Source organism: Bradyrhizobium guangxiense, assembly GCF_004114915.1.
Taxonomy (GTDB): Bacteria; Pseudomonadota; Alphaproteobacteria; order Rhizobiales; family Xanthobacteraceae; genus Bradyrhizobium; species Bradyrhizobium guangxiense.
Genome location: NZ_CP022219.1, coordinates 6512301 through 6532089 on the forward strand (window position 1 = coordinate 6512301; position 19789 = coordinate 6532089).

18 protein-coding genes are annotated in these 19789 nt (G+C 64.9%); 9 read left to right on the forward strand and 9 right to left on the reverse strand.

Annotation, left to right across the window (positions count from 1 at the left end):
• The first annotated feature begins 2 nt into the window (after nucleotides 1-2).
• Complete coding sequence (locus X268_RS31200; RefSeq protein WP_128928496.1) at nucleotides 3-926, forward strand: polyprenyl synthetase family protein; 924 nt, start codon at nucleotides 3-5, stop codon at nucleotides 924-926.
• Between the two features lie 9 nt (nucleotides 927-935).
• Nucleotides 936-1628: a DUF1345 domain-containing protein gene (locus X268_RS31205; RefSeq protein ID WP_128928497.1), complete on the forward strand. Its 693-nt coding sequence runs from the start codon at nucleotides 936-938 to the stop codon at nucleotides 1626-1628.
• A 63-nt stretch (nucleotides 1629-1691) separates the two neighbouring features.
• Here X268_RS31205 and X268_RS31210 read toward each other — a convergent pair whose 3' ends face one another.
• Nucleotides 1692-3518, reverse strand: a complete 1827-nt coding sequence (locus X268_RS31210) for a caspase family protein (RefSeq protein ID WP_128928498.1) — start codon at nucleotides 3516-3518, stop codon at nucleotides 1692-1694.
• Nucleotides 3519-3693: 175 nt separating this feature from the next.
• Nucleotides 3694-4122, reverse strand: coding sequence for a GFA family protein (locus X268_RS31215; protein WP_164938032.1), 429 nt, complete (start codon nucleotides 4120-4122; stop codon nucleotides 3694-3696).
• Between the two features lie 92 nt (nucleotides 4123-4214).
• On the opposite strand from X268_RS31215, the gene X268_RS31220 reads away from it, so the two are divergent.
• The 3 genes from X268_RS31220 to X268_RS31230 all read left to right on the forward strand — a co-directional run bounded on the left by X268_RS31220 (nucleotide 4215) and on the right by X268_RS31230 (nucleotide 7347).
• A complete protein-coding gene (locus X268_RS31220) occupies nucleotides 4215-4589 on the forward strand; it encodes a nuclear transport factor 2 family protein (RefSeq protein ID WP_128928500.1) in 375 nt (124 codons plus the stop codon).
• Between the two features lie 244 nt (nucleotides 4590-4833).
• A complete protein-coding gene (gene bla, locus X268_RS31225) occupies nucleotides 4834-5691 on the forward strand; it encodes a class A beta-lactamase (protein ID WP_128928501.1) in 858 nt (285 codons plus the stop codon).
• Between the two features lie 48 nt (nucleotides 5692-5739).
• Entirely contained in the window at nucleotides 5740-7347 is a 1608-nt protein-coding gene (locus X268_RS31230) for a Na+/H+ antiporter (RefSeq protein ID WP_164938033.1), read from the forward strand.
• On the opposite strand, the gene X268_RS31235 is transcribed toward X268_RS31230, so the two are convergent.
• On the reverse strand, nucleotides 7342-8097 hold the full coding sequence (locus tag X268_RS31235) for an N-acetylmuramoyl-L-alanine amidase (RefSeq protein WP_128928503.1): 756 nt from the start codon (nucleotides 8095-8097) through the stop codon (nucleotides 7342-7344). The genes X268_RS31230 and X268_RS31235 overlap by 6 nt on opposite strands.
• Before the next feature lie 397 nt (nucleotides 8098-8494).
• Here X268_RS31235 and X268_RS31240 point away from each other — a divergent pair, with 397 nt between their 5' ends.
• The gene (locus X268_RS31240; protein WP_128928504.1) at nucleotides 8495-9265 is read left to right on the forward strand and encodes an outer membrane protein; all 771 of its coding nucleotides are present in this window, start codon (nucleotides 8495-8497) and stop codon (nucleotides 9263-9265) included.
• A 198-nt stretch (nucleotides 9266-9463) separates the two neighbouring features.
• Here the strand turns inward: X268_RS31240 and X268_RS31245 are convergent, their stop codons facing one another.
• The 4 genes from X268_RS31245 to X268_RS31260 all read right to left on the reverse strand — a co-directional run bounded on the left by X268_RS31245 (nucleotide 9464) and on the right by X268_RS31260 (nucleotide 13410).
• Nucleotides 9464-10360 (reverse strand): TauD/TfdA dioxygenase family protein, encoded by an 897-nt coding sequence (locus X268_RS31245; protein WP_128928505.1) that lies wholly within the window; start codon nucleotides 10358-10360, stop codon nucleotides 9464-9466.
• A gap of 269 nt (nucleotides 10361-10629) precedes the next feature.
• A complete protein-coding gene (gene ispG, locus X268_RS31250; RefSeq protein ID WP_128928506.1) occupies nucleotides 10630-11913 on the reverse strand; it encodes a flavodoxin-dependent (E)-4-hydroxy-3-methylbut-2-enyl-diphosphate synthase in 1284 nt (427 codons plus the stop codon).
• A 12-nt stretch (nucleotides 11914-11925) separates the two neighbouring features.
• A complete protein-coding gene (locus X268_RS31255) occupies nucleotides 11926-12879 on the reverse strand; it encodes a DMT family transporter (protein ID WP_128928507.1) in 954 nt (317 codons plus the stop codon).
• Between the two features lie 36 nt (nucleotides 12880-12915).
• A complete protein-coding gene (locus X268_RS31260) occupies nucleotides 12916-13410 on the reverse strand; it encodes a Fur family transcriptional regulator (RefSeq protein WP_128928508.1) in 495 nt (164 codons plus the stop codon).
• A gap of 156 nt (nucleotides 13411-13566) precedes the next feature.
• Between X268_RS31260 and X268_RS31265 the strand changes: the two genes are divergently transcribed.
• The 3 genes from X268_RS31265 to X268_RS31275 are packed head-to-tail and all read left to right on the forward strand — an operon-like array spanning nucleotide 13567 to nucleotide 16778.
• Entirely contained in the window at nucleotides 13567-14049 is a 483-nt protein-coding gene (locus tag X268_RS31265; protein ID WP_128928509.1) for a MarR family winged helix-turn-helix transcriptional regulator, read from the forward strand.
• A complete protein-coding gene (locus X268_RS31270; RefSeq protein WP_128928510.1) occupies nucleotides 14042-15217 on the forward strand; it encodes an HlyD family secretion protein in 1176 nt (391 codons plus the stop codon). Before X268_RS31265 ends, X268_RS31270 begins: the two co-directional genes overlap by 8 nt.
• Before the next feature lie 4 nt (nucleotides 15218-15221).
• Nucleotides 15222-16778 carry an MDR family MFS transporter gene (locus X268_RS31275; protein ID WP_128928511.1) on the forward strand — a complete coding sequence of 519 codons (1557 nt, stop codon included), beginning with the start codon at nucleotides 15222-15224 and terminating at the stop codon, nucleotides 16776-16778.
• Nucleotides 16779-16809: 31 nt separating this feature from the next.
• On the opposite strand, the gene X268_RS31280 is transcribed toward X268_RS31275, so the two are convergent.
• Together X268_RS31280 and X268_RS31285 are read right to left on the reverse strand one after the other, a co-directional pair.
• Nucleotides 16810-17895, reverse strand: a complete 1086-nt coding sequence (locus X268_RS31280; RefSeq protein ID WP_128928512.1) for a protein kinase family protein — start codon at nucleotides 17893-17895, stop codon at nucleotides 16810-16812.
• Nucleotides 17896-17944: 49 nt separating this feature from the next.
• Nucleotides 17945-19633 (reverse strand): methyl-accepting chemotaxis protein, encoded by a 1689-nt coding sequence (locus X268_RS31285; protein ID WP_128928513.1) that lies wholly within the window; start codon nucleotides 19631-19633, stop codon nucleotides 17945-17947.
• Nucleotides 19634-19789: the final 156 nt, after the last annotated feature.

Consider the following 19789-nt stretch of genomic DNA (forward strand, 5'->3'; position numbering starts at 1 on the left):
TGATGACCGGCACGTCCCCGTCCGATTTTGCCAAGCGTCTGGACAAGACCGCTGATGACACCGAGGCCCTGCTCGGGCGCCTGTTGTCGGACGACATCCTGCACGATGAGATCGCCCGGCCCAAGCGACTGATGGACGCAATGCGCTATTCGAGCCTGAACGGCGGCAAGCGCCTGCGGCCGTTCCTGGTGGTCGAGAGCGCCGCCGTGTTCGGTGTTGCCCGCGAGGCGGCCTTGCTGGTCGGCGCCGCGCTGGAATGCATCCACTGCTATTCGCTGATCCATGACGATCTGCCGGCGATGGACAATTCGGACCTGCGCCGCGGCCGTCCCACCCTGCACAAGCACACCGACGACGCGACCGCGATCCTCGCCGGCGACGGACTGCTGACGCTCGCCTTCGACATCGTCACCCGCGACGAGATCCATCGCGACGCCAATGTGCGGCTCCTCTTGACGCGCGCGCTGGCGCGTTGCGCCGGCATCGGCGGCATGGTTGGCGGCCAGATCCTCGATCTCGCCGGCGAAGGCCGCTTTGGCGGCAACGAGCCGATCGACGTCGCCCGCATTCAGCAGATGAAGACCGGCGCGCTGCTGCGCTACGGCTGCATCGCCGGTGCAATTCTCGGCCAGGCTTCGCAAAAGGAATATCAGGCACTCGACGATTACGGCCGTGCGCTCGGCGAGGCCTTCCAGATCGCCGACGATCTGCTCGACGTCGAGGGCGATGCGGCCGCGCTCGGCAAGCCGGCCGGCGCCGATGCCGCGCTCGGCAAGACCACCTTCGTCACCCAGCTCGGCATCGAAGGCGCCAAGCAGCGCGTGCGTGACCTGCTCGCCCGAGCCGACAGTGCCGTGTCGATCTTCGGCGACCGCGCCGCCGTGCTGCAGGCCGCCGCGCGCTTCGTCGCCGAGCGGAAGAACTGACGCGCTGCGATGGCGGGCAACGGCAAGGAAGACCCCGCCCTCGTCCGCTTCCGCAAGATGTCGCGGCCGCTGCGGCTGATCTATGCCCGGCCACGGACTTTCATCGCGCTCGCCGCCGGCGTCCTGGTCAGCCTGCTGCTGCCGGGCTCGTTCCGGCTGGTGACGCGGCTTCTGTTCGGCTGGGATGCACTGATCGCGGTCTATCTCGTACTGGTCTATGCGATGATGCTGTGCAACGACCACCAGCACATCCGCCGCGCTGCGGCCATGCAGGACGACGGCCGCTTCGTGATCCTGCTGGTGACGGCAACCGGCGCCTTCGCCGGCATCGCAGCGATCGTCTCCGAGCTCGGCACGCCACATCGCGGAGTGCTGGAGCTGACCATCGCGATCACCACGATCGCGCTGTCATGGGCCGCCGTGCACACGACCTTCGCGCTGCATTACGCGCATGATTATTATCGCAGCGCCAAGCCGGGCGGCCTGCAATTCCCGAGCGGCGACAAGGAAGACCACGCCGACTATTGGGACTTCGTCTACTTCTCGTTCGTAATCGGCATGACCGCACAGGTCTCCGACGTCGGCATCACCGACAAGACGATCCGCCGCACCGCCACGGCGCATGGGATCGTGTCGTTCATCTACAACACGGCCTTGCTGGCGCTGACCGTCAACATCGCGGCGAGCGCGATTTCGGCCTGATCTGCCGGCCCGGCCAGGTGCGCAATTGCGCACGGGCGCGGGGACGACGGGAGACTTCCAACCTCAGTGACACACCTCTGCATTGGCCTCGTTGCCGGGGCCGCCGCCACCGCGATATTCGAGATGGCAACCGCGGCTGACCGGGCGGCAGCCGGTGCTATTGCAGAACACCTGCCCGCCACCCGCGGCACGGCCGGCGCCAGCGGCCGCCGCAATCCCGCCGGCGGCGCCAAGACCTTCCACGCCTCCGGCAGCCGCACCGCCGGCCTGGCGACGCTGCCGCGCCGGACGGTCCTCGCTGTCGTCGCGGCGCGAGGTCGCGGAAGCTGCGGGCTTGGCGGCGCGCTTCTTCTCGCATTCATTGTCGTCGTTCAGCGCATAGCCGTTGCCGCAGACTATCCTGGTGCACTGGTCGCCATCGGCCTTGAAGCCGTGTTCGCAGACCAGCGGGCAGACCCGCGACGGCTTGGCCTTGACCGCATCCAGCGCATCCGTGCTTGCGACCTTCACGTCGAGCTTGGTGCCGGCATAGCGGTTGAACTGCGACAGCGAGCGCTGCGAAGACGCATTCCAGTTGCCGTCGGCTGCGCCTGAGAAGCAGCCGACGCGGCCAAGCTCGGTCTGCACCGACCGGTTGAGATCGGCCGGCGCGGTCGCCGGGGTCAGCGAGGCGACATTGGCGCCGGCAGGGCTCGCCGTGCTGGCCGGCGCCGCGCTCGGAGCCGCAGCGGCGAGGTTGACGCGCTGCTGCTCGGCCGCGGCGGCCTGCTGCTGCGCCTGCTCCTTGGCCTTTTGCGCGGCAAGCTGCGCTTGCTCGGCCGCCTTCGCATCGGCCGCGGCTTTGGCCTGCGCATCCTTCTGCGCACCGAGGGCGGCGAGGCGATCGCGTTCGGCCTCGGCCTGCTTCGCCTTCGCGATCGCCGCTGCGTGGGCCTGCTCGGCACCGATCTTCTCAACCTGGAGCTTGGCAAGGCTCGCATAGAAGCCATCGGGATGCTGGGCGAGGAAGGCATCCCATGCCGCCTTGTTGCCGACCTGGAGCGCGAGTTCGTAGTCGCGGCGGATATCGGCCTGCGGGGTCGCCACGGGCATCCCCGGTGCTGCAACCGCCACCTTCACTGGCACCAGTGGCACGTCTTCGCCGCCGAGCGAGCCGTAGACGAACGGCTCCTGCTTGTTGCCGGTCGACTTGAGCACGTCGTCGCGCACGTAGCCGAAGGCGCGGCGAACGTCGAGACCCGGCGTCGTCAAATGCCGCGACAGCGCCACCGTAAAGGGACTGTTGGCGCCGTCGCCATCCTGCGCCGTGAAGCCCGCCTTCGCCGCATAGGCGATCAGCGTGTTAGGGCTGTTCGGCTCAACCTGGGCCAGGCCACGGCCGATGGCGCGCGAGACCGCCGTGCGCTTCATCCCCTTGCCGAACGGATTGTCGCGGCACGCATCCAGAATGACGAGACGAAGCTGCTTCGCAGGCTCGATGGCAATGAGGATGCGGTCGAGCGAGAGCGCCTCATCGTAAACGTCGGTGTCGCGCTCGAGCTTGGCGTCGACCGGGATCAGATAATTCGAACCTTCGACCTCCAGGCCGTGGCCGGCATAATAGACCACGGCAATGTCAGCCGTGCGGGTCGCGTCGGCAAAGTCGCGCAGCACGCGCCGCGTATCCAGGGCCGACAGGTCGTGCCGGTAATCGACGCTGTCGAAACCGGCGTCCTTCAGCGTCTTCGCCATCACCGCCCCGTCATTGATGGGGTTGGTGAGCGTCGGCGCGTGCTGATAGGCCGAGTTGGCGAGCACCAGCGCGACGCGCTTACCGGCGAAAGCGGGATCCGTGCCGAACAGCAGCATTGAGGCAAGGAGAAGCGGGCAAAGTCTGAGCAGTTTACGCATGACAAAACTTCCGAAGGTCGGGCCGTTCGAGTCCTTTTGGGAGCGCTTGAGCGGGATCTGGCGCATGCATTGATGGAGGTCGCGAAGGCTGCGCCGACGATGGGTTGAAAGCCCTCTTTGATTGTCACGCCAACGCGGCCACGGTTCGCGGCGAGGCCAGCGCGCCAAAGTTTCCTTAACCATCACCGACATGCCCCCGATATTGCGGTAGATTGTCTGTAATTTCGTGCCAAGGCGCCTTCGAGGCCACGAAAATATGGGCGCTCGGCCGGATCGAGGGGGCGTCGACCAGGGTTCCCATGGCGACATGGACCCATTGTCCCTCACGCACCCGGGAATAGAGCAGCGAGCCGCATCGGCCACAATGGGCGTCATGGGTGGTGTCGTCGCCGAAAATCATCCGCTGGTCCCCACCCTGGACAATGCGGAGCTTGTGTTGCGCGATGCCGGCGAACGGCTTGAAGGCGGAGCCGGTGGTGCGACGGCAGTTCGAGCAGTGACAGTTCATCGCATAGGAGAAAGCGTCGGCCACCTCGAAGCGCACGGTGCGGCAATAGCATTCGCCGATCAGGATGCGAGCGTTCGAATTGTCTGATCCGGTCATGGCAAGCCTCGATGCAAAATCGCTGACACAGCCATAGCGCATTTTGACCTATACGACTAAGTTCGCCCCAAGCCATCATGAAGGGATGACCCATGAGCCAGAAGCGTTCGAGCGTCGAAGCTGTCGTGCAGTCCTATTTTGACGGCCTTTACGAGGGCGACGCCGAAAAGCTCGGCGCCATCTTCCATCCTTCAGCGGATTTGCGCTGGGTCGAGAAGGGTGAATTGCAGGTGCTGACCGTGCCGGACTGGCTCGACCGTGTCCGCAAGCGCCCGTCCGGCAAGGCCGAAGGCAAGCCGCGCGAGGACTTCATCGTCACCATCGACCGCTCCGACGACAAGACCGCCTTCATCAAGGTCAGGTGCCAACTGCCCCCGCGCTATTTCACCGACTATCTGGTCGCGATGAAGCTCGCCGACGGCTGGCAAATCGTATCGAAGTCGTATCGGTATGACCTGAGGGAGTGAGGAGGCTCGCCCGAAATCGGACGCACTCGCTCCCCATTCTCTGTCATTGCGAGCACCGCTCTCGCCCCGTCATTGCGAGGAGCCCTCGCAACGAAGCAATCCAGAATCCCTCCGCGCAAAGACTCTGGATTGCTTCGCGGAGCCTGTCATCGGGCCGCGCTTCGCGCGGACCCGTTGGCTCGCAATGACGATGCGGATGAAGTGAGCGATCCATCTCCCACCTCCACTCGCCTGAAAGCTCTTCATGCCTCTTGACCGACGGTCCCTGCTCGCCTCCCTCTGCTGGATGGCCGCATCTCCTGTAGTCGCAGCTGAGGCACCGCCCGAGCTCGAGGCCTATGAACGCGAGAGCGGCGGACGGGTCGGGGTCCATGCGGAAAATCTCGCAACCGGCAAGAAGCTCGGCTGGCGAGCTGATGAGCGCTTCGTCATGTGCTCGACCTTCAAGGCCTCGCTCGCGGCCTGCGTGCTGGCGCGGGTCGATCGCGGCGAGGAGCAACTCGCGGCCGTGATCCCTTACGGCAAGGCCGATCTGCTGGAGTATGCGCCGGTCGCCAAGCAGAATCTCGCGGCCGGTACGATGTCAGTCGCCGAGATGTGCAAGGCAATCGTCGAGCTTAGCGACAACACCTGCGCCAACCTGCTGCTGGCGCGGGTCGGCGGGCCGGCTGCCCTCACGGCATTCTGGCGGTCGCTTGGCGACAGCACCTCGCGGCTCGATCATAATGAGCCCGAACTCAACCGCTCACCGCCTGGCAATCCCCAGGACACCACGACGCCGGCAGCGATGGCGGGCAATTTGCGGCGCCTGGTGGTGGGCGAAGCCCTGTCGCCGGGCTCACGTGCCCTGCTCACGGATTGGATGGTGAACTGCAAGACCGGCGCAAACAGGCTGCGCGGCGGCCTGCCCGCGGGCTGGACCATCGGCGACAAGACCGGCTTCAATGGCAAGGACGCGGCGGGGGACATCGTCGTCGCCTGGCCGAAGCCCGACACGCCGATCCTGATCACGACCTATGTCCAGGGCGGCGCGCCGACCGCGGCGCAGATCGAAGCCGTGTTCGCGCGCATTGGGCGGATGGTGGCGGAGCGGCTGGCATAAGCCGCGCGCATTGACGTCGCAGTCGCTTCCGGTTCAAGACAGGCCATCATGGAAGCGAAGTTCCAGACCTTTCTCATCCTGCTCGCCGTCCTGGCAGGCGTGGCGCTGGCCGCGCGCCGCTTCAACATCGCCCCTGCCATCCTGCTGATGCTGGCCGGCGTCGGCCTCGCCTTCGTGCCGGGCATGCCCGCGGTGGAGCTGCCGCCGGAACTGGTTCTGCTGATGGTGCTGCCGCCGCTGATCTACTCGGCGAGCGTCGCCATGAGCTGGCGCGAGTTCAAGAACAATCTGCGCCCGATCGTGCTGCTCGCGGTCGGCGCCGTGATCTTCACGGCAGCGATGGTGGCGGCCGCCACACACTACATGATCGGCCTGCCCTGGACCATCGGCTTCCTGCTTGGGGCCATCGTCGCACCGCCCGACGTGGTTGCGCCGCTCGCGATCGCGCGCCGGCTCAACATGCCGCGGCGGCTCCTCGTCATCCTCGAGGGCGAAGGACTCGCCAATGATGCCACGGCGCTGATCCTCTACCGCTTCGCGCTCGCCGCCATCATGGTCGGGCATTTCTCGTTGCCGCTCGCGGCCGGCGAGTTCCTCCTCATCGTCGCCAGCGAGATCGCCTTCGGCATCGGCGTCGGCTGGCTCTCCCTTCGCTTCCGCAAATGGTCCGGTGATCCGCAGGTCGAGCTGACGCTGTCGCTGATCACGCCCTACGTCTCCTACTGGCTGCCTGAGCATCTCGGCGGCTCCGGCGTGATCGCGACCGTCGCCTGCGGGCTCTATGTCAGCTGGAACGGCCCGCTGCTGATCTCGTCGGCCACGCGGCTGCAAGGCATCTTTTTCTGGGACCTCGTGATCTACCTGATCGAGGGCGTGCTGTTCCTGCTCACCGGCTTCCAGATGCGCGCGCTCTACGAGAAGTCGAAGGCGTTCCCGCTCGACGACATCCTGATCGCGACCGCCGTGGTCCTGGTGATCGTGGTGATCGCGCGCTTCGCCTGGCTCTATCCCGCAACCTATCTGCCGCGAATGCTCAGCAAGTCGCTGCGCGCGCGCGATCCGTCGCCGCCATGGCAATGGCCGTTCGTGCTCGCCTTTACCGGTGTGCGCGGCGCGGTGTCGCTCGCGGCCGCGCTGGCGCTGCCGTTCACGCTGCCGGACGGCGAAGCGTTTCCGTATCGCGACCTGATCCTGTTCGTGGCCTTCGGCGTCATCTTCGTCACGCTGATCGGCGTCGGCCTCACGCTGCCGCCGGTGGTGCGCTGGCTTGGGGTCGCGGAGGCCGGCCGCAACGAACATGTCGCCGAGCACGAGGCCGAGATTGCCGCCCGCCGCCAGGCCCTCGACGCCGCGCTGAAGTCGCTCGATGCAATGACCGCGGAGCAGGAAATCTCCGACGAGGTGATGCGGCTTCTGCGCGCGCGTCACGACATCCGCGTCAACCAGCTGCCGGATTCACTCGATCCCACCCACCACAACGTCTCCGCCGCGGGCACCGCGCTGACCCGCAACCTGATCACCGCCGAACGAAAATTCATCCACGACCTCCTGCGCGACGGCCAGATCACCGACGAGACGCGGCGGCGGATCGAGCGCGACCTCGATCTGGAAGAGGCGAGCTTGGCGAATCGGGAGTATCGGGGCGCGCCGCTATAGCGGCTTCGTCATTGCGGGCGCGACCGATCGCCTGTCGCAAAACTCTCCCATCGCCGCGGCGACAGCACCCGCAATCAGCTCCTGCCGCTCCGGCGAGTTCATCTCCATCTCCTCGTCGCGATTGATGATTGAGCCGGCCTCCAGCAGAACGGCCGCGCTTCTCGTTCGCGACAGCACCACGAGCCCGTCATAGCGATAGACGCCGAAATCCTTGTCGAGCAGCTGGCGCCGGTAGCGCCCCATCACCGGCAGCGTGTACTGGCTGGCATAGCGCAGGCCCTGCTCCTTCAATTGCCGGCCGATCATCCGGGCCAGCTTCAGGCTGGTGGCGAAGTGCGGATTGCGTTCGGAGACGAACAGCGAATGGCCCGAAAAGCGGTCACTGAAGTAGCTGTTTGCGCCGTCGAACTCCCAGGCCTCGAGCAGCTTGTCGGGCACCGAATCATGGTGCACCGACAGCAGGAGATCAGCCCGGGCGTCATTGGCGACGCCGACCCGCTTGAACAGGCTCGGCCTCGCCTTGCCGTCCGTGACGAGCAGGCGGGTTGCGGCAAAGCCCTCGGCCTTCAGTTTCGCCGTGATCAGGCGCGCAAGCCGGAAGTTGAAGCCGAACTCGGGGTCGTTGCGCGCGCTGAGCGCGCCATAGGAGTCCGGCGTATGCCCGACATCCACGACGATCCGGAATTTCGGCGCCTCGCATCTGGCCGGTGTCTGCGGCTGGTTCGGTTTGGCCTTCGCGACCGTTCGCACCGCAGCGGCCTCGCTGCGGCCGGCAGGCACGAGCGATGATAGCAGGATGGACGCAAGGACCCCGACTGCGATGCTCCACGCCCACGACAAGCCGCTACCCCGCTGACCAGAAGCGCCCCAACGGTACGCTCACACCTATTCCGGGCTGACTTCGCTCAGGAATTCGTTGTCCGCGGCGCAGCATGGCTGGTCCCAGGGGACGGATGCAGAGCTTGATAGACTGACGCGAGGCGATGAGGGGGTCAACGGATCCGATACGGAACCCCCTGTTCTCCGAATGGAGCCGGGAATTTTGCGCAAGAGTGTTGCCGTCCGGTGACTGACAAGCAGGCAGCCTGCCTTTATTTTATGACGCAGATCATGGCTCGGGGTTACCTTTTTTTCTAGGGGAATTCTCATGAAGCGTTCAATTCTCACGGCCATCGCTGCCTCCCTTCTGTTCACCACGGCAGCCTCTGCTGCCGATCTCGCCGCACGACCCTATACGAAGGCTCCACCCCCTGTGGTTGCAGTCTACGACTGGACCGGCTTCTACATCGGCGGGCATCTGGGCGGCGCCTGGACCAACGAGCAATGGATCAACACCGCGAACACAACAGCGTTCGGCGACCTCTCCCCCGGCCAAGGTTTCTCCCAGCGCGGATCCGGCGTGTTCGGCGGCGGCCAGATTGGCTACAACTGGCAGGTCAATAATTTCGTGCTCGGCCTGGAAGGCACGATCTCCGGCATGGGCAACAAGGGCACCGTCGTCAACACTGTGTTCGGCGCCGGCCTCGATGACGTCTTCAGCTGGCGGACCGACTGGATGGCGACCGTGGTCGGCCGCGCCGGCGTCGCATTCAACAACAATCTGTTCTACGTGAAGGGCGGTTATGCTGGCGTGAACAACAAGTTGTCGGTCTCCGATACGGTCGGCGCCACCGGTTCCGGCTCCCAGACCACCTGGCACAATGGCTGGACCGTCGGCGCGGGCTGGGAATACGGCATCACGCGCAACTGGATCGTCGGCGTCGAGTACGATTACGCCGCCTTCCAAACCAAGAGCTATCAGCTTGCCGGCGCTGCCGCGCCCGCGGTCTATACGTTCGACGTGAAGCCGAAGGACATCCAGTCGGTAGTGGCGCGGCTGAGCTACAAATTCGGCGGCCCGGTCGTCGCCAAGTACTGACCCAAGGTTACAGGATCAACCGGCTTTTTCTGCTTGCTAAGACAAAGGCCCCGACATCGTCGGGGCCTTTTGCTTGACCAACGTCAGACCCACCAGCCCAAGGCGCGACGAGATTTAGATGCATCGTCATCGCGCTTTAGGTTGTTGCTTGCGCATGATCATTCCGGAAAACCGCTTCGCACGTTTCCGGATCATGCTTTAAACCGGCCTCTCCCCCTTCACCGTCACGCGCGTGCCCGAGCGCGTATGCGGCCAGTAATCCCACATCGCGCGGTGCTGGGTGCAGCGATTGTCCCAGAACGCGATGGCGTTCTCGGTCCAGCGAAAGCGGCATTGGAACAGCGGGTTCTCGGCGTGCTGGTAAAGATAAGCCAGCATCGCATCGCTCTCGTCGCGGGGGATGCCGTTGATGTGGCGGGTGAAGCCGCGGTTGACATAAAGCGCCTTCTTGCCGGTGACCGGATGCGTGCGCACCACAGGATGCTCGGCGTGGGGGTAGGACGGACGGTCAGCGACGCCATAGTTCGCGTAGAGGCCGCGATAGATCGGCTCACCATCATGCAGCGCGGTGAGCCCATCGAGATAGGCCTTCATGCGGTCCGACAACGCCTCGTAGGCTGCGTACATGTTGGCGAACAGCGTGTCGCCGCCGCGCGGAGGGCACTGCTTGATGTAAAGGATCGAGCCCATCGGCGGCTCGAGGGCGCAGGACACGTCGGAGTGCCAGCCCTCGCCGTTCGCCCGTGGCGAGTTCTTGTCGGCGTAGATCTTCATCAAGGCGGGGTCTTCGTCCTCGTGGGGTGCGGCGGGATGAAAATGCAATTCGCCGAACTTGCGGCCAAAGGCGAGGTGCTGCTGCGGCGTGATGTGCTGGTCGCGGAAGAAGATGACGAGGTTTTCGGCGAGCGCGCGGTGGATTTCATCCATCTGCTGGTTGGAACGGCTATCGCCATCGACGAGCTTCCCGAGATCGACGCCCGAAATCTCCGCGCCGATGATGGGAGTGAGCTTTTCGACCTGAAGCGTCTCGTATGGCGCGCCGTCCTCGGCGGTGTGGCGATAGCGCGGGCCTTGCTTGCCGGCGAGTGAGCTCATGGCGTGTCTCCCGATCATTGTTGATTGGGAGGCATCGTAACGCGCGGTGACAGATACGCAATCTGCACCGCAAACACAGCCGTCGTCCCGGACAAGCGCAGCGAAGCGGAGCGCAGATCCGGGACCCATAGCCACAGAACTAGATTGGGCGAAGACTCGGAGTGACAGCCCGTCGTAACCACAAAGTCCTGTGGTTATGGGTCCCGGATCGGCGCGCGCTTTGATGCGCGCTTGTCCGGGACGACGGCGGAGTATCCGCGGGCGTAAAACTACTCCGCTGCGGTCACCGGCACCTTGGCACCCTGGCCGTAGCGCTGGTCGATATAGTCGATCACCAGCGCCTTGAAGTCGGCGGAGATGGTCGGACCACGCAGCGTGCGGAACTTCTTGCCGTCGACGAAGACAGGCGCGGCCGGCGCTTCGCCGGTGCCCGGCAGCGAGATGCCGATATTGGCATGCTTGGATTCGCCGGGACCGTTGACGATGCAGCCCATCACCGCGACGTTGAGCTCCTCGACCCCGGGATATTTCGTCTTCCACGTCGGCATCTCGTCGCGAATGAAATCCTGGATCGAGCGCGCCAGCTCCTGGAACGTGGTCGAGGTGGTGCGGCCGCAGCCGGGGCACGCCGCGACCAGCGGCACGAAGGTGCGGAAGCCCATGGTCTGCAAGAGCTCCTGGCCGACCTGCACCTCGCGGGTGCGGTCGCCGCCGGGCTCCGGCGTCAGCGAGATGCGGATGGTGTCGCCGATGCCCTGCTGCAAGAGGATGCCGAGCGCGGCCGAGGAGGCCACGATGCCCTTCGAGCCCATGCCGGCTTCGGTCAGGCCGAGATGGATGGCGTAGTCGGAACGGCTGGCGAGATCCTGGTAGACCGCTATGAGATCCTGCACCGCCGAGACCTTTGCGGAAAGGATGATGCGGTTCTTGGGCATGCCGAGCTCTTCGGCGCGCGCAGCCGAGAGCAGCGCGGACTGCACCATGGCCTCGCGCGTCACCGCGCGCACGTCGCGCGGATTCGGCGAAGCGGCATTCTCGTCCATCAGCTTGGTCAAGAGCTCCTGGTCGAGCGAGCCCCAATTGGCGCCGATGCGGACCGGCTTGTTGTTCTTGTTCGCGATCTCGATGATGTCGGCGAACTGGGTGTCGCGCTTGTCCTTGAAGCCGACATTGCCGGGATTGATGCGGTACTTGGCGAGCGCCTCGGCGCAGGCCGGATAGGCCGCGAGCAGCTTGTGGCCGATATAGTGGAAGTCACCGATCAGCGGCGTGGTGATACCGCGCTTGGCGAGGCCGTCGCGGATGTGCGGAACGGCGGCCGCGGCTTCCTCGCGGTCCACGGTGATGCGGACCATTTCGGAGCCGGCACGCGCGAGCGCCGCAACCTGAGCGATGGTGCTTTCGACATCGGCGGTGTCGGTATTGGTCATCGACTGCACGACAATCGGCGCACCGCCGCCGACGGCGACGTCGCCGACTTTGACCTGGGTGGTATGATGGCGCGGCGCAGGTCCCGCGATGTCGGAATCGATGGTGGTTTCGGGCTTGTTCATGGGGTCCAAATATCAGGTTTTGGTGACGTTCAGCAATGCATCAGCTGGCGCCGTAGCCGTTTGGCTCGGACGGTTAACCAGAAAAAGCCCAGCAATTACAAGGAGGGCAGCCGCCCCGAACGCCAGACTTAGGGTGTCGTGCATGATGAAATAGCTACCCACCACGCCAAACAAAGGGGTGATGAAGGTAAAAGCCGACAATTTGCTGGCCGAATAGGCCTTCACCAGCGCGAACCAAAGCGTGAACGTGGTTCCAACGACCCAGATCGCCTGAAACGCCATCAGGCCGAGCGACAGCGGCGCCGGCACGTGGGTGATGGTCTCGCCGAACAGCCAGGCCGCCGACCCCAGGATCGGGATCGAGGTGGCGACCTGATAGCCGAGCGCCTTCTCGGGCGCGGCGAACCGTAACGTCGTGCCCTTGGCGACCAGCGTCGTCGCCGCCCACAGCGCGGCGCCGCCGACGATCATGAGGTCGCCGAGCAGAACATGCGAATCGACATTGGGCTGGGGCACACCGATGGCGAGGGCGACGCCGGCAAAGCTGATGGCAAGGCCGAGCCATTGCGAGGCGCCGAGCCGCTCGCCCAGCACCTGGTAGGAACCGAGCGCCACGAAGAACGGCGCGGTGTAGAGGAACACCACCGCGCGCGAGGCCGAGGTGAGGCGCAGCCCCTGGAAGATCAGCACGAATTCGATGCCGAACATCAGCCCGGCAACCAGGCCGGGCTTCCATGTTCCGTCGCGCTCGAAGAATTTGACGCCGCGAAGCGTGCCGATGAAGAACAGCACCGGCAGCGCGCCCATCGAGCGGATCATGGCCTGCAACATCGGCGGGATATCCGGCAGAACCAGCTTCACCGCGATCTGGTTGAACCCCCAGGTCACGCACAGCATGAGCATCAGGGCGATGGCGCCGGCACTGGGGGGACGTGCGGCGGACGGAATGGCTTGTGGTGAGGACATGTCTTCCCGAAAAACCGGCTTTGCGCCGTTGTTGATTTATGCAGCTTTCTGACAATGGGTGCAGACGCCCGTGATCTCCACCACGGACAATTTGGGAGCGAAGCCTGAGCTGCGGGCCGCAGCGTTGAGATCCCCGGCGAAGGACGCCGACGGGATCTCGCCGACGAGGCCGCAGCGCTCGCAGATCAGGAACGCCACCGCCGAGGTCGCATCGTGGTCGTGGGCGGCGCAGGCGAGATAGGCGTTGCGGCTTTCGATGCGGTGCACGAGGCCGTTGGCCATCAGGAAATCGAGCGCGCGATAGACCGTGATTGGCGCCGGCCGCGGCATCGATTTGGCGAGTTCGTCGATCACCTCATAGGCCCCGAGGGGGCGGTGGCTGGAGAGCAATGCCCCCAGCACCTGCCGCCGGATCGGCGTGAATTTCTGGGCCCGCTGCTCGCAAACCGCTTCGGCATGCGACAGGGCGTCCGCGGTACAGCGGCCATGATCGTGGTCGGGCGTCGGAAAGGCCGGCTTGGCGGAGGTCATGGGATTGGCGTTCTAGCATTTCGGCGGTGGAACCCAAAGCGCGCGCGCTGGCGCGGCTGCCAGCCATGCTCATTCTGCGGGACAGCGTCGCGTTGACCCGCCGTGAAATAGTCATAAGCTTGCTTATTATATGCGAGCTTATTGGAGACAAAGCTTATGACCCGCGGGTCGGTCGACCAGAACTTCCTGTTCACACTCGGCGAGCTCTACCGCCTATTGCGCGTCTATGCCGACAAGGAAGCCTCGCGCTTCGGCATCACCCGCGCCCAGTGGGCGGTGCTGACCAAGGTCGAGCGCAGCGAGGGCATGAAGCAGTCGGAACTCGCAGAGCTCATGGAAATGCAGCCGATCACGCTGACGCGACTGATCGACAAGCTCTGCGACAACGACTGGATCGAGCGCCGCAGCGACGCGTCGGACCGCCGCGTCAAGCGCCTCTATCTCAAGAAGGCCGGCCGACAATTGCTCGGCCGGATGAGCGGGTTGAAGTCCGAGCTGACGGCCAACGCACTCGACGGCATCACGCCGGCGGATGCTCATCGCCTCCTCACCCAGCTCGAAACCATCAAGGAAAACGTGCGCGCCGCGATCCAGAGCAGCGGCGCGGAACAAGCACGTAAGGAGCAGCGCTATGGCTGACCAGGTTCTCAAGTTCCAGCCCGAGCAGAAGGCCGACGGCGGCAAGCCCGCCAAGAAGGCCGGCACCGACCCGCGCCGGCGCTTCATCGCCGGCCTGCGGCGCTATCGCCGTTTCCTGCTGATGGTCGTGCTGCCTGTTGTCGTCGCCATCGGCGGTCTCACCTTTTATCTGAACGGCGGCCGCTATGTCGGCACCGACGACGCCTATGTCGGCGCGCAGAAGGTGCTGGTCACGCCCGACATCTCCGGCAAGATCCTGAAGGTGGTCGTGAAGGAAGGTCAGTCGATCAAGCGGGGCGACGAACTGTTCGAGATCGACCCCGTTCCGTTCCGCCTTGCGGTGGAGGAGGCCAAGGCGCAGCTCGCACAGGCGCGCACGACCTATGACAACCTCGTCGCCAACATCAAGATTTATGGCGATATGCTCAACCTCGCCCAGCAGGGCATCGACCTGAAGCAGCGAGACGTCGAGCGCAAGCAGGCGCTGGTGAAGAACAATTTCGGCTCGCAGCTCGACCTCGACAACGCGGCGAACGCATTGGTCACCGCCGGCGCGCAGGCGCAATACATCAAGCAGCAGCTCTCGAACGCCAAGACGCAGCTGCTCGGCGACCCCGCATTGCCGCTGGAGCAATTCCCGCCCTACGCCCAGGCGAAAGCCAAGCTGGACGACGCCCAGCGCAACCTCGACCACACCGTGCTGCGCGCGCCGATGGATGGCGTGGCAACCCAGGTCGAGCAGATTCAGCTCGGCCGTTTCGTCACCGCAGGCACGCCCGTCTTCTCCATCATCGACGTCGCCCACCCCTGGGTCGACGCCAATCCCAAGGAGAGCGATCTCACCCACGTCACCGAAGGGCAGCCCGTCACGCTCGAGGTCGACGCGTTCCCGAACCACGTCTTCAAGGGCAGGATCGGCTCGCTCTCGCCCGGCACCGGCGCGCAATTCGCGATCCTGCCGCCGCAGAACGCCACCGGCAATTTCGTCAAGGTGGTGCAGCGCGTGCCGATCCGCATCTATTTCGACGAGACCGACAAATACGTGCGGAAGCTGAAAGCCGGCATGAGCGTCTATGCCACGATCGACACCGGCCATCGGCGCTCGCTCGCCGGCCTGTTCGGCCTGTCGGCGACCGCAAGCCAAGACAAAGATCAGGGCAAGGACTGATCCCATGGCGGAGTCCAATCCTGCCCTGATGGTCCCCGGCCTGCGGCGGAACATGGTGACGATCTGCGCCATGACCGCGACCATCATGCAGGCGCTGGACACCACCATCGCCAACGTCGCGCTGCCCTACATGCAGGGCACTCTGTCGGCCTCGCAGGACCAGATCAACTGGGTGCTGACCTCCTACATCGTCGCCGCCGCGATCATGACGGCGCCGGTGGGCTGGATCGCCAACCGCTTCGGTCGCAAGCGCATCTTCATCATCTGCTCGGCCGGCTTCACCATGGCCTCGGTGCTGTGCGGCCTCGCCCAGGACATCAACCAGATGGTGCTGTTCCGCCTGCTGCAGGGCGTGTTCGGCGCCGCCCTGGTGCCGCTGTCGCAGTCGGTCATGCTCGACTATTACACGCTCCAGGAGCGCGCCAAGGCGATGTCGATCTGGGGCATGGGCGTGATGATGGGTCCGATCATGGGTCCCTCCCTCGGCGCCTGGCTGACCGAGACCTATTCCTGGCACTGGGTGTTCTTCGTCAATTTGCCGTTCGGCCTCGTCACCGTGCTCGGGCTGATCGTCTTCATGGACGAGACCAGGAAGGACCTCAGCCTCAAGTTCGACTGGCTCGGCTTCGCTGCACTGGCGATCGCGATCGGCGCGCTTCAGCTTGCGCTCGACCGCGGCGAGCAACTGGGCTGGCTGAAATCCAATGAGATCCTCGCGGAGTTCATCGTCTCGGCCGTCGGCTTCTATTTCTTCCTCGCGCATTCCTTCACGACCTCGACCCCGTTCATTCGCTTCGCGCTGTTTCGGGATCGCAACTTCGTCACCGGATGCGTATTCATGATCGTGATGGGGCTCGTGCTGTTCTCGACCATGGCGCTGGCCTCGCCCTACATGCAGAACGTGATCGGCTATCCCATCATCACCGCCGGCCTCTTGCTGGCGAGCCGCGGCTTCGGCACTTTCTTCGCCATGATGCTGGTCGGCCGCATGATGCGCTATTTTGAGGCGCGCACGCTCATCATCTCCGGCCTGACGCTGACGGCGGGCTCGCTGTTCCAGATGACCGGCTGGACCGATCTGACCCAGGTGCCCGAGATCGTGACCGTCAGCGTCATCCAGGGCTTCGGCTTCGGCCTCGTCTTCGTGCCGCTCTCGACCGTGGCGTTCCTGACGTTGTCGAATGATCTGCGCACCGACGGCACCGCGATGCTGACCCTGATGCGCAACGTCGCGAGCTCGGTCGGCATTTCGGTGGTCATCGCCGAGCTGACGCAGGGGACGCGGCGGACCTATGCGATCCTGTCTGAGCACATCAACCCGTTCAACCATGCACTGCAAATGCCCGACGTGCGCGGCATGATCAACCTGTCCACCGACGCAGGCCGCGCCATGGCCGACAGGATGGTCAGCGTGCAGGCGCAGATCATCGCCTTCGCACACGACTACATGCTGGTGATGCTCTTCATCCTCTGCACCATCCCGCTCGCTTTGCTGATCGGCTCGACCAAGGCCACGCTGCGCAAGCAGGCCGCGGGACCGGAACATGCCGTGATGGAGTAACGGGAGATCTGGTGCCCCGGACGCGACAGCGCTACAGCAACTCCTCGCAGCCCAAATCATCCACGGCCGCAAACACCCGCTCCAGATTATTCCACCAGATCAGTGGCGGGATGTTGACGCTCCACTGCCAGACCGGCTTGGTGATATGCCAGAGCACCGACCGTCGATAATCCTGGTCGAGCGCGCCGCGCGTATAGCCGGCGACGCCGCGCGCGATCAGAGTTTCGTGGTATTGGTTAAGTAGCGGACGTTCGAGAGCATGGCGACGTTCGGGATACCATTGCGTCGCCATCATGTAGGCGAGGTCGCCAGTCGGCACATTGATGCGCCACTGATCGAAGTCGAAAATGCGCACGCTGTCGTTCACACCGGTGCGTGGCAGCAAGAAATTCCAGATATGGGCATCGCCGTGAGCAATGGTGACGTGGCGGCGTGAATGATAGCGCTCGAACAGGCGACCTGACTGCTCGATAAACCGGCGATAGAGAATGCGCCGCTCTTCGCTCAGACGATCGCCAAGGAGATCGGCGAAACGATCGTAGTGACCGGCGAACGTCTCCATCAGTCTTGCGGAGTCTTCGGTACTCATCCAGTCGCCGACGGTGTCACCGAGATCGGGATGATCCCACCAGGCCGCGTGCCACCCCGCGAGTGTCGTGACGATCGCCATTGCTTGAGCTCGCGCCGGCGGCAGCGGCCACTGGCTCCCGACTTCGTGGCTATCCGTGAGATCCTCGAGCAGGAGATGCCAGCTTTGGCCCTCCTCGTCGAAACGTCCGTCGAAGCAACGCGGCACCAGCCCCGATGGCATGTTCGGTGCGAGCTTCGTGTAGAAGGCCACCTCGTGCCGGCCGCCATGCGCGAGCGTCTTGGCAAAATTGGCGTGAGGGGTTTTGAGAATCAGGGTCTGCGGCGAACCGGCCGACTCCCCGACGTAGCGCAGGCCAAGCCGGGTGATATGTGACACCAAGGTGTCGCGTTCATCCAGCACCTTCACCTCGCGCACGGCGCCGGCGTCCAGCGCACCCGCCTTGCGCAGCGCAGCCGTCAAATAGTTGGGCTCAGTAACCGCAGGCAGTTGTGGAGATGTCATGCAGCGCCCCCTGTCCCGCGCCATACTGCACGATCACAATCCCGGGCACCAGCAGCGGACCTCGCACCCGGCTTCACGCGGCCGCGGTCGATTCGCGCACGGTCCTGACCACGACCGACCGAAGCTGCTCGAGATTGGCCGCCATCCCGGCGATCGCCTGCCTGACCTCCGCCGCGCGCTCGTTCACGGACGCGGCGTCGCGGCTGACATTGCCGATCTTGGCCGAGACCTCCTGTGCGGCGGAGGCCGATTCGGAAATGGACCGCGTGATCTCCCGCGTCGCGGCATCCTGCTCCTCCATCGCTGCGGCGACCGAGGTCGCAACGCCGTCGATCTCGACGATGTGCCCGCCCATGACTTCGACGGCATCGACCGCCGCCTGTGTCGAGGCCTGGATCTCGGCGATCAGGCGCGCAATCTCCTCTGTGGATTTGGCGGTCTGGTCCGACAGGGACTTCACCTCGGCGGCGACCACCGCGAAGCCGCGACCGGCCTCGCCGGCCCGCGCCGCCTCGATGGTGGCGTTGAGCGCCAGCAGGTTGGTCTGGCCGGCGATACCGCCGATGAGGTCGGAAACCTCGGCGATCTTCTTCACTGACCCCGCCAGCGCCTGGATGGTCGAACGCGCCTGCTCGCGGCCGGCGACCGCAGATCTGGTGACCGTGCTGGTCCGCGCGACCTGGCTGGCGATCTCGCGAATCGAAGCACTGAGCTCTTCGGCCGCAGCCGAGACGGTCTGCGAGCTGCCGAGCGCCTGGGTGGAGGCCGCCGCGACCGCCTGCGACTGCGCGGAAAGCGAACTTGCGATCTCGGACAGGCTGGTGGCCGCCCGCTCCACGTCCTGGCTCCCCGCGCTCGCGGGGTCGACCGAGCGGCCGGTCTCGCGTTCGACGGTCTCGGCCATCTGGTGCAGGGCCGAGCGCTTGGCCAGCGCCGCCTCCTGCTCTTGCCGCAGTTGCTCCTCGCGCAGGCGGGAGTTCTCGACCGCCGCCTGCTTGAACCCCTGCAGCGCCCCCGCCATCGAGCCGACCTCGTCGCGGCGATGCGCGAAAGGAATGTCGGCGGCGAGATCGCCGGTCGCAAGCTTCTGCATCGTATCCGTCATGCGCACGATCGGGCGCACCACGCCGACGGCGACGCCGAGCAGGCCGGCGGCGACGAAGGCGAGGACGGCGGCGGAAACGCCGAGCAGGATATAGAGGATGGAGCTGTCGCGGTCCGCCGCCAGCTTCTCCATGGCGGCATTCTGCTTGTTGGCGCTCTCGACGATGCTATCGATCACGGCGCGATGCGCCGTGTAGGCGTCCCTGAGCTGCGCATAGGCGCGCTCGGAAGCCACCGCGTCCTTGGCCTTGAGGGCCGGCAGGAGCTGATCGGACGCTTTCCAGAACTTCTGCACCTCGGCGTCGGACTTCGACACCAGCGCGGTCTTGAGGTCGGCCGAGAGGTTGGAGGAGGCCCAGAACGCCTTGCGCTCGTCGTAGTCCTTGCGAAGCTGGACCAGGCGTTCGCCGTGGGCCGCCAGCTGATCCGGCTCGCGCATGGCCAGGGTCGCCTCGAGATAGGCTTCGATGACGTATTCCGGCGGCGGCAGAATGTCCGCGATCAGGTCGTTGCCCAACTTGATGTCGGAGTAGAGCGGACCGCCGACCTTGAGCTCCTTCAAGGCGTACAGGCTGGTCGAAACCACGGCGGCAAAACCAATGGCGAGCACGATACCGAACGCGATGATCGCCGAGGACAAGGACAGACGAAATTTCATGAAGCAATCCGGGTCGACGTCGAAACTGCCGCCACCCTAGACGAACTCCGTAAATACGGGATTGCTGCGCGCCGGAATTGTATCGCCCGAACCCCGCACAATTACTGGAATTGGACGCCAACCTATCGGTATTGAGACAGTGAGGCTGACGCACAA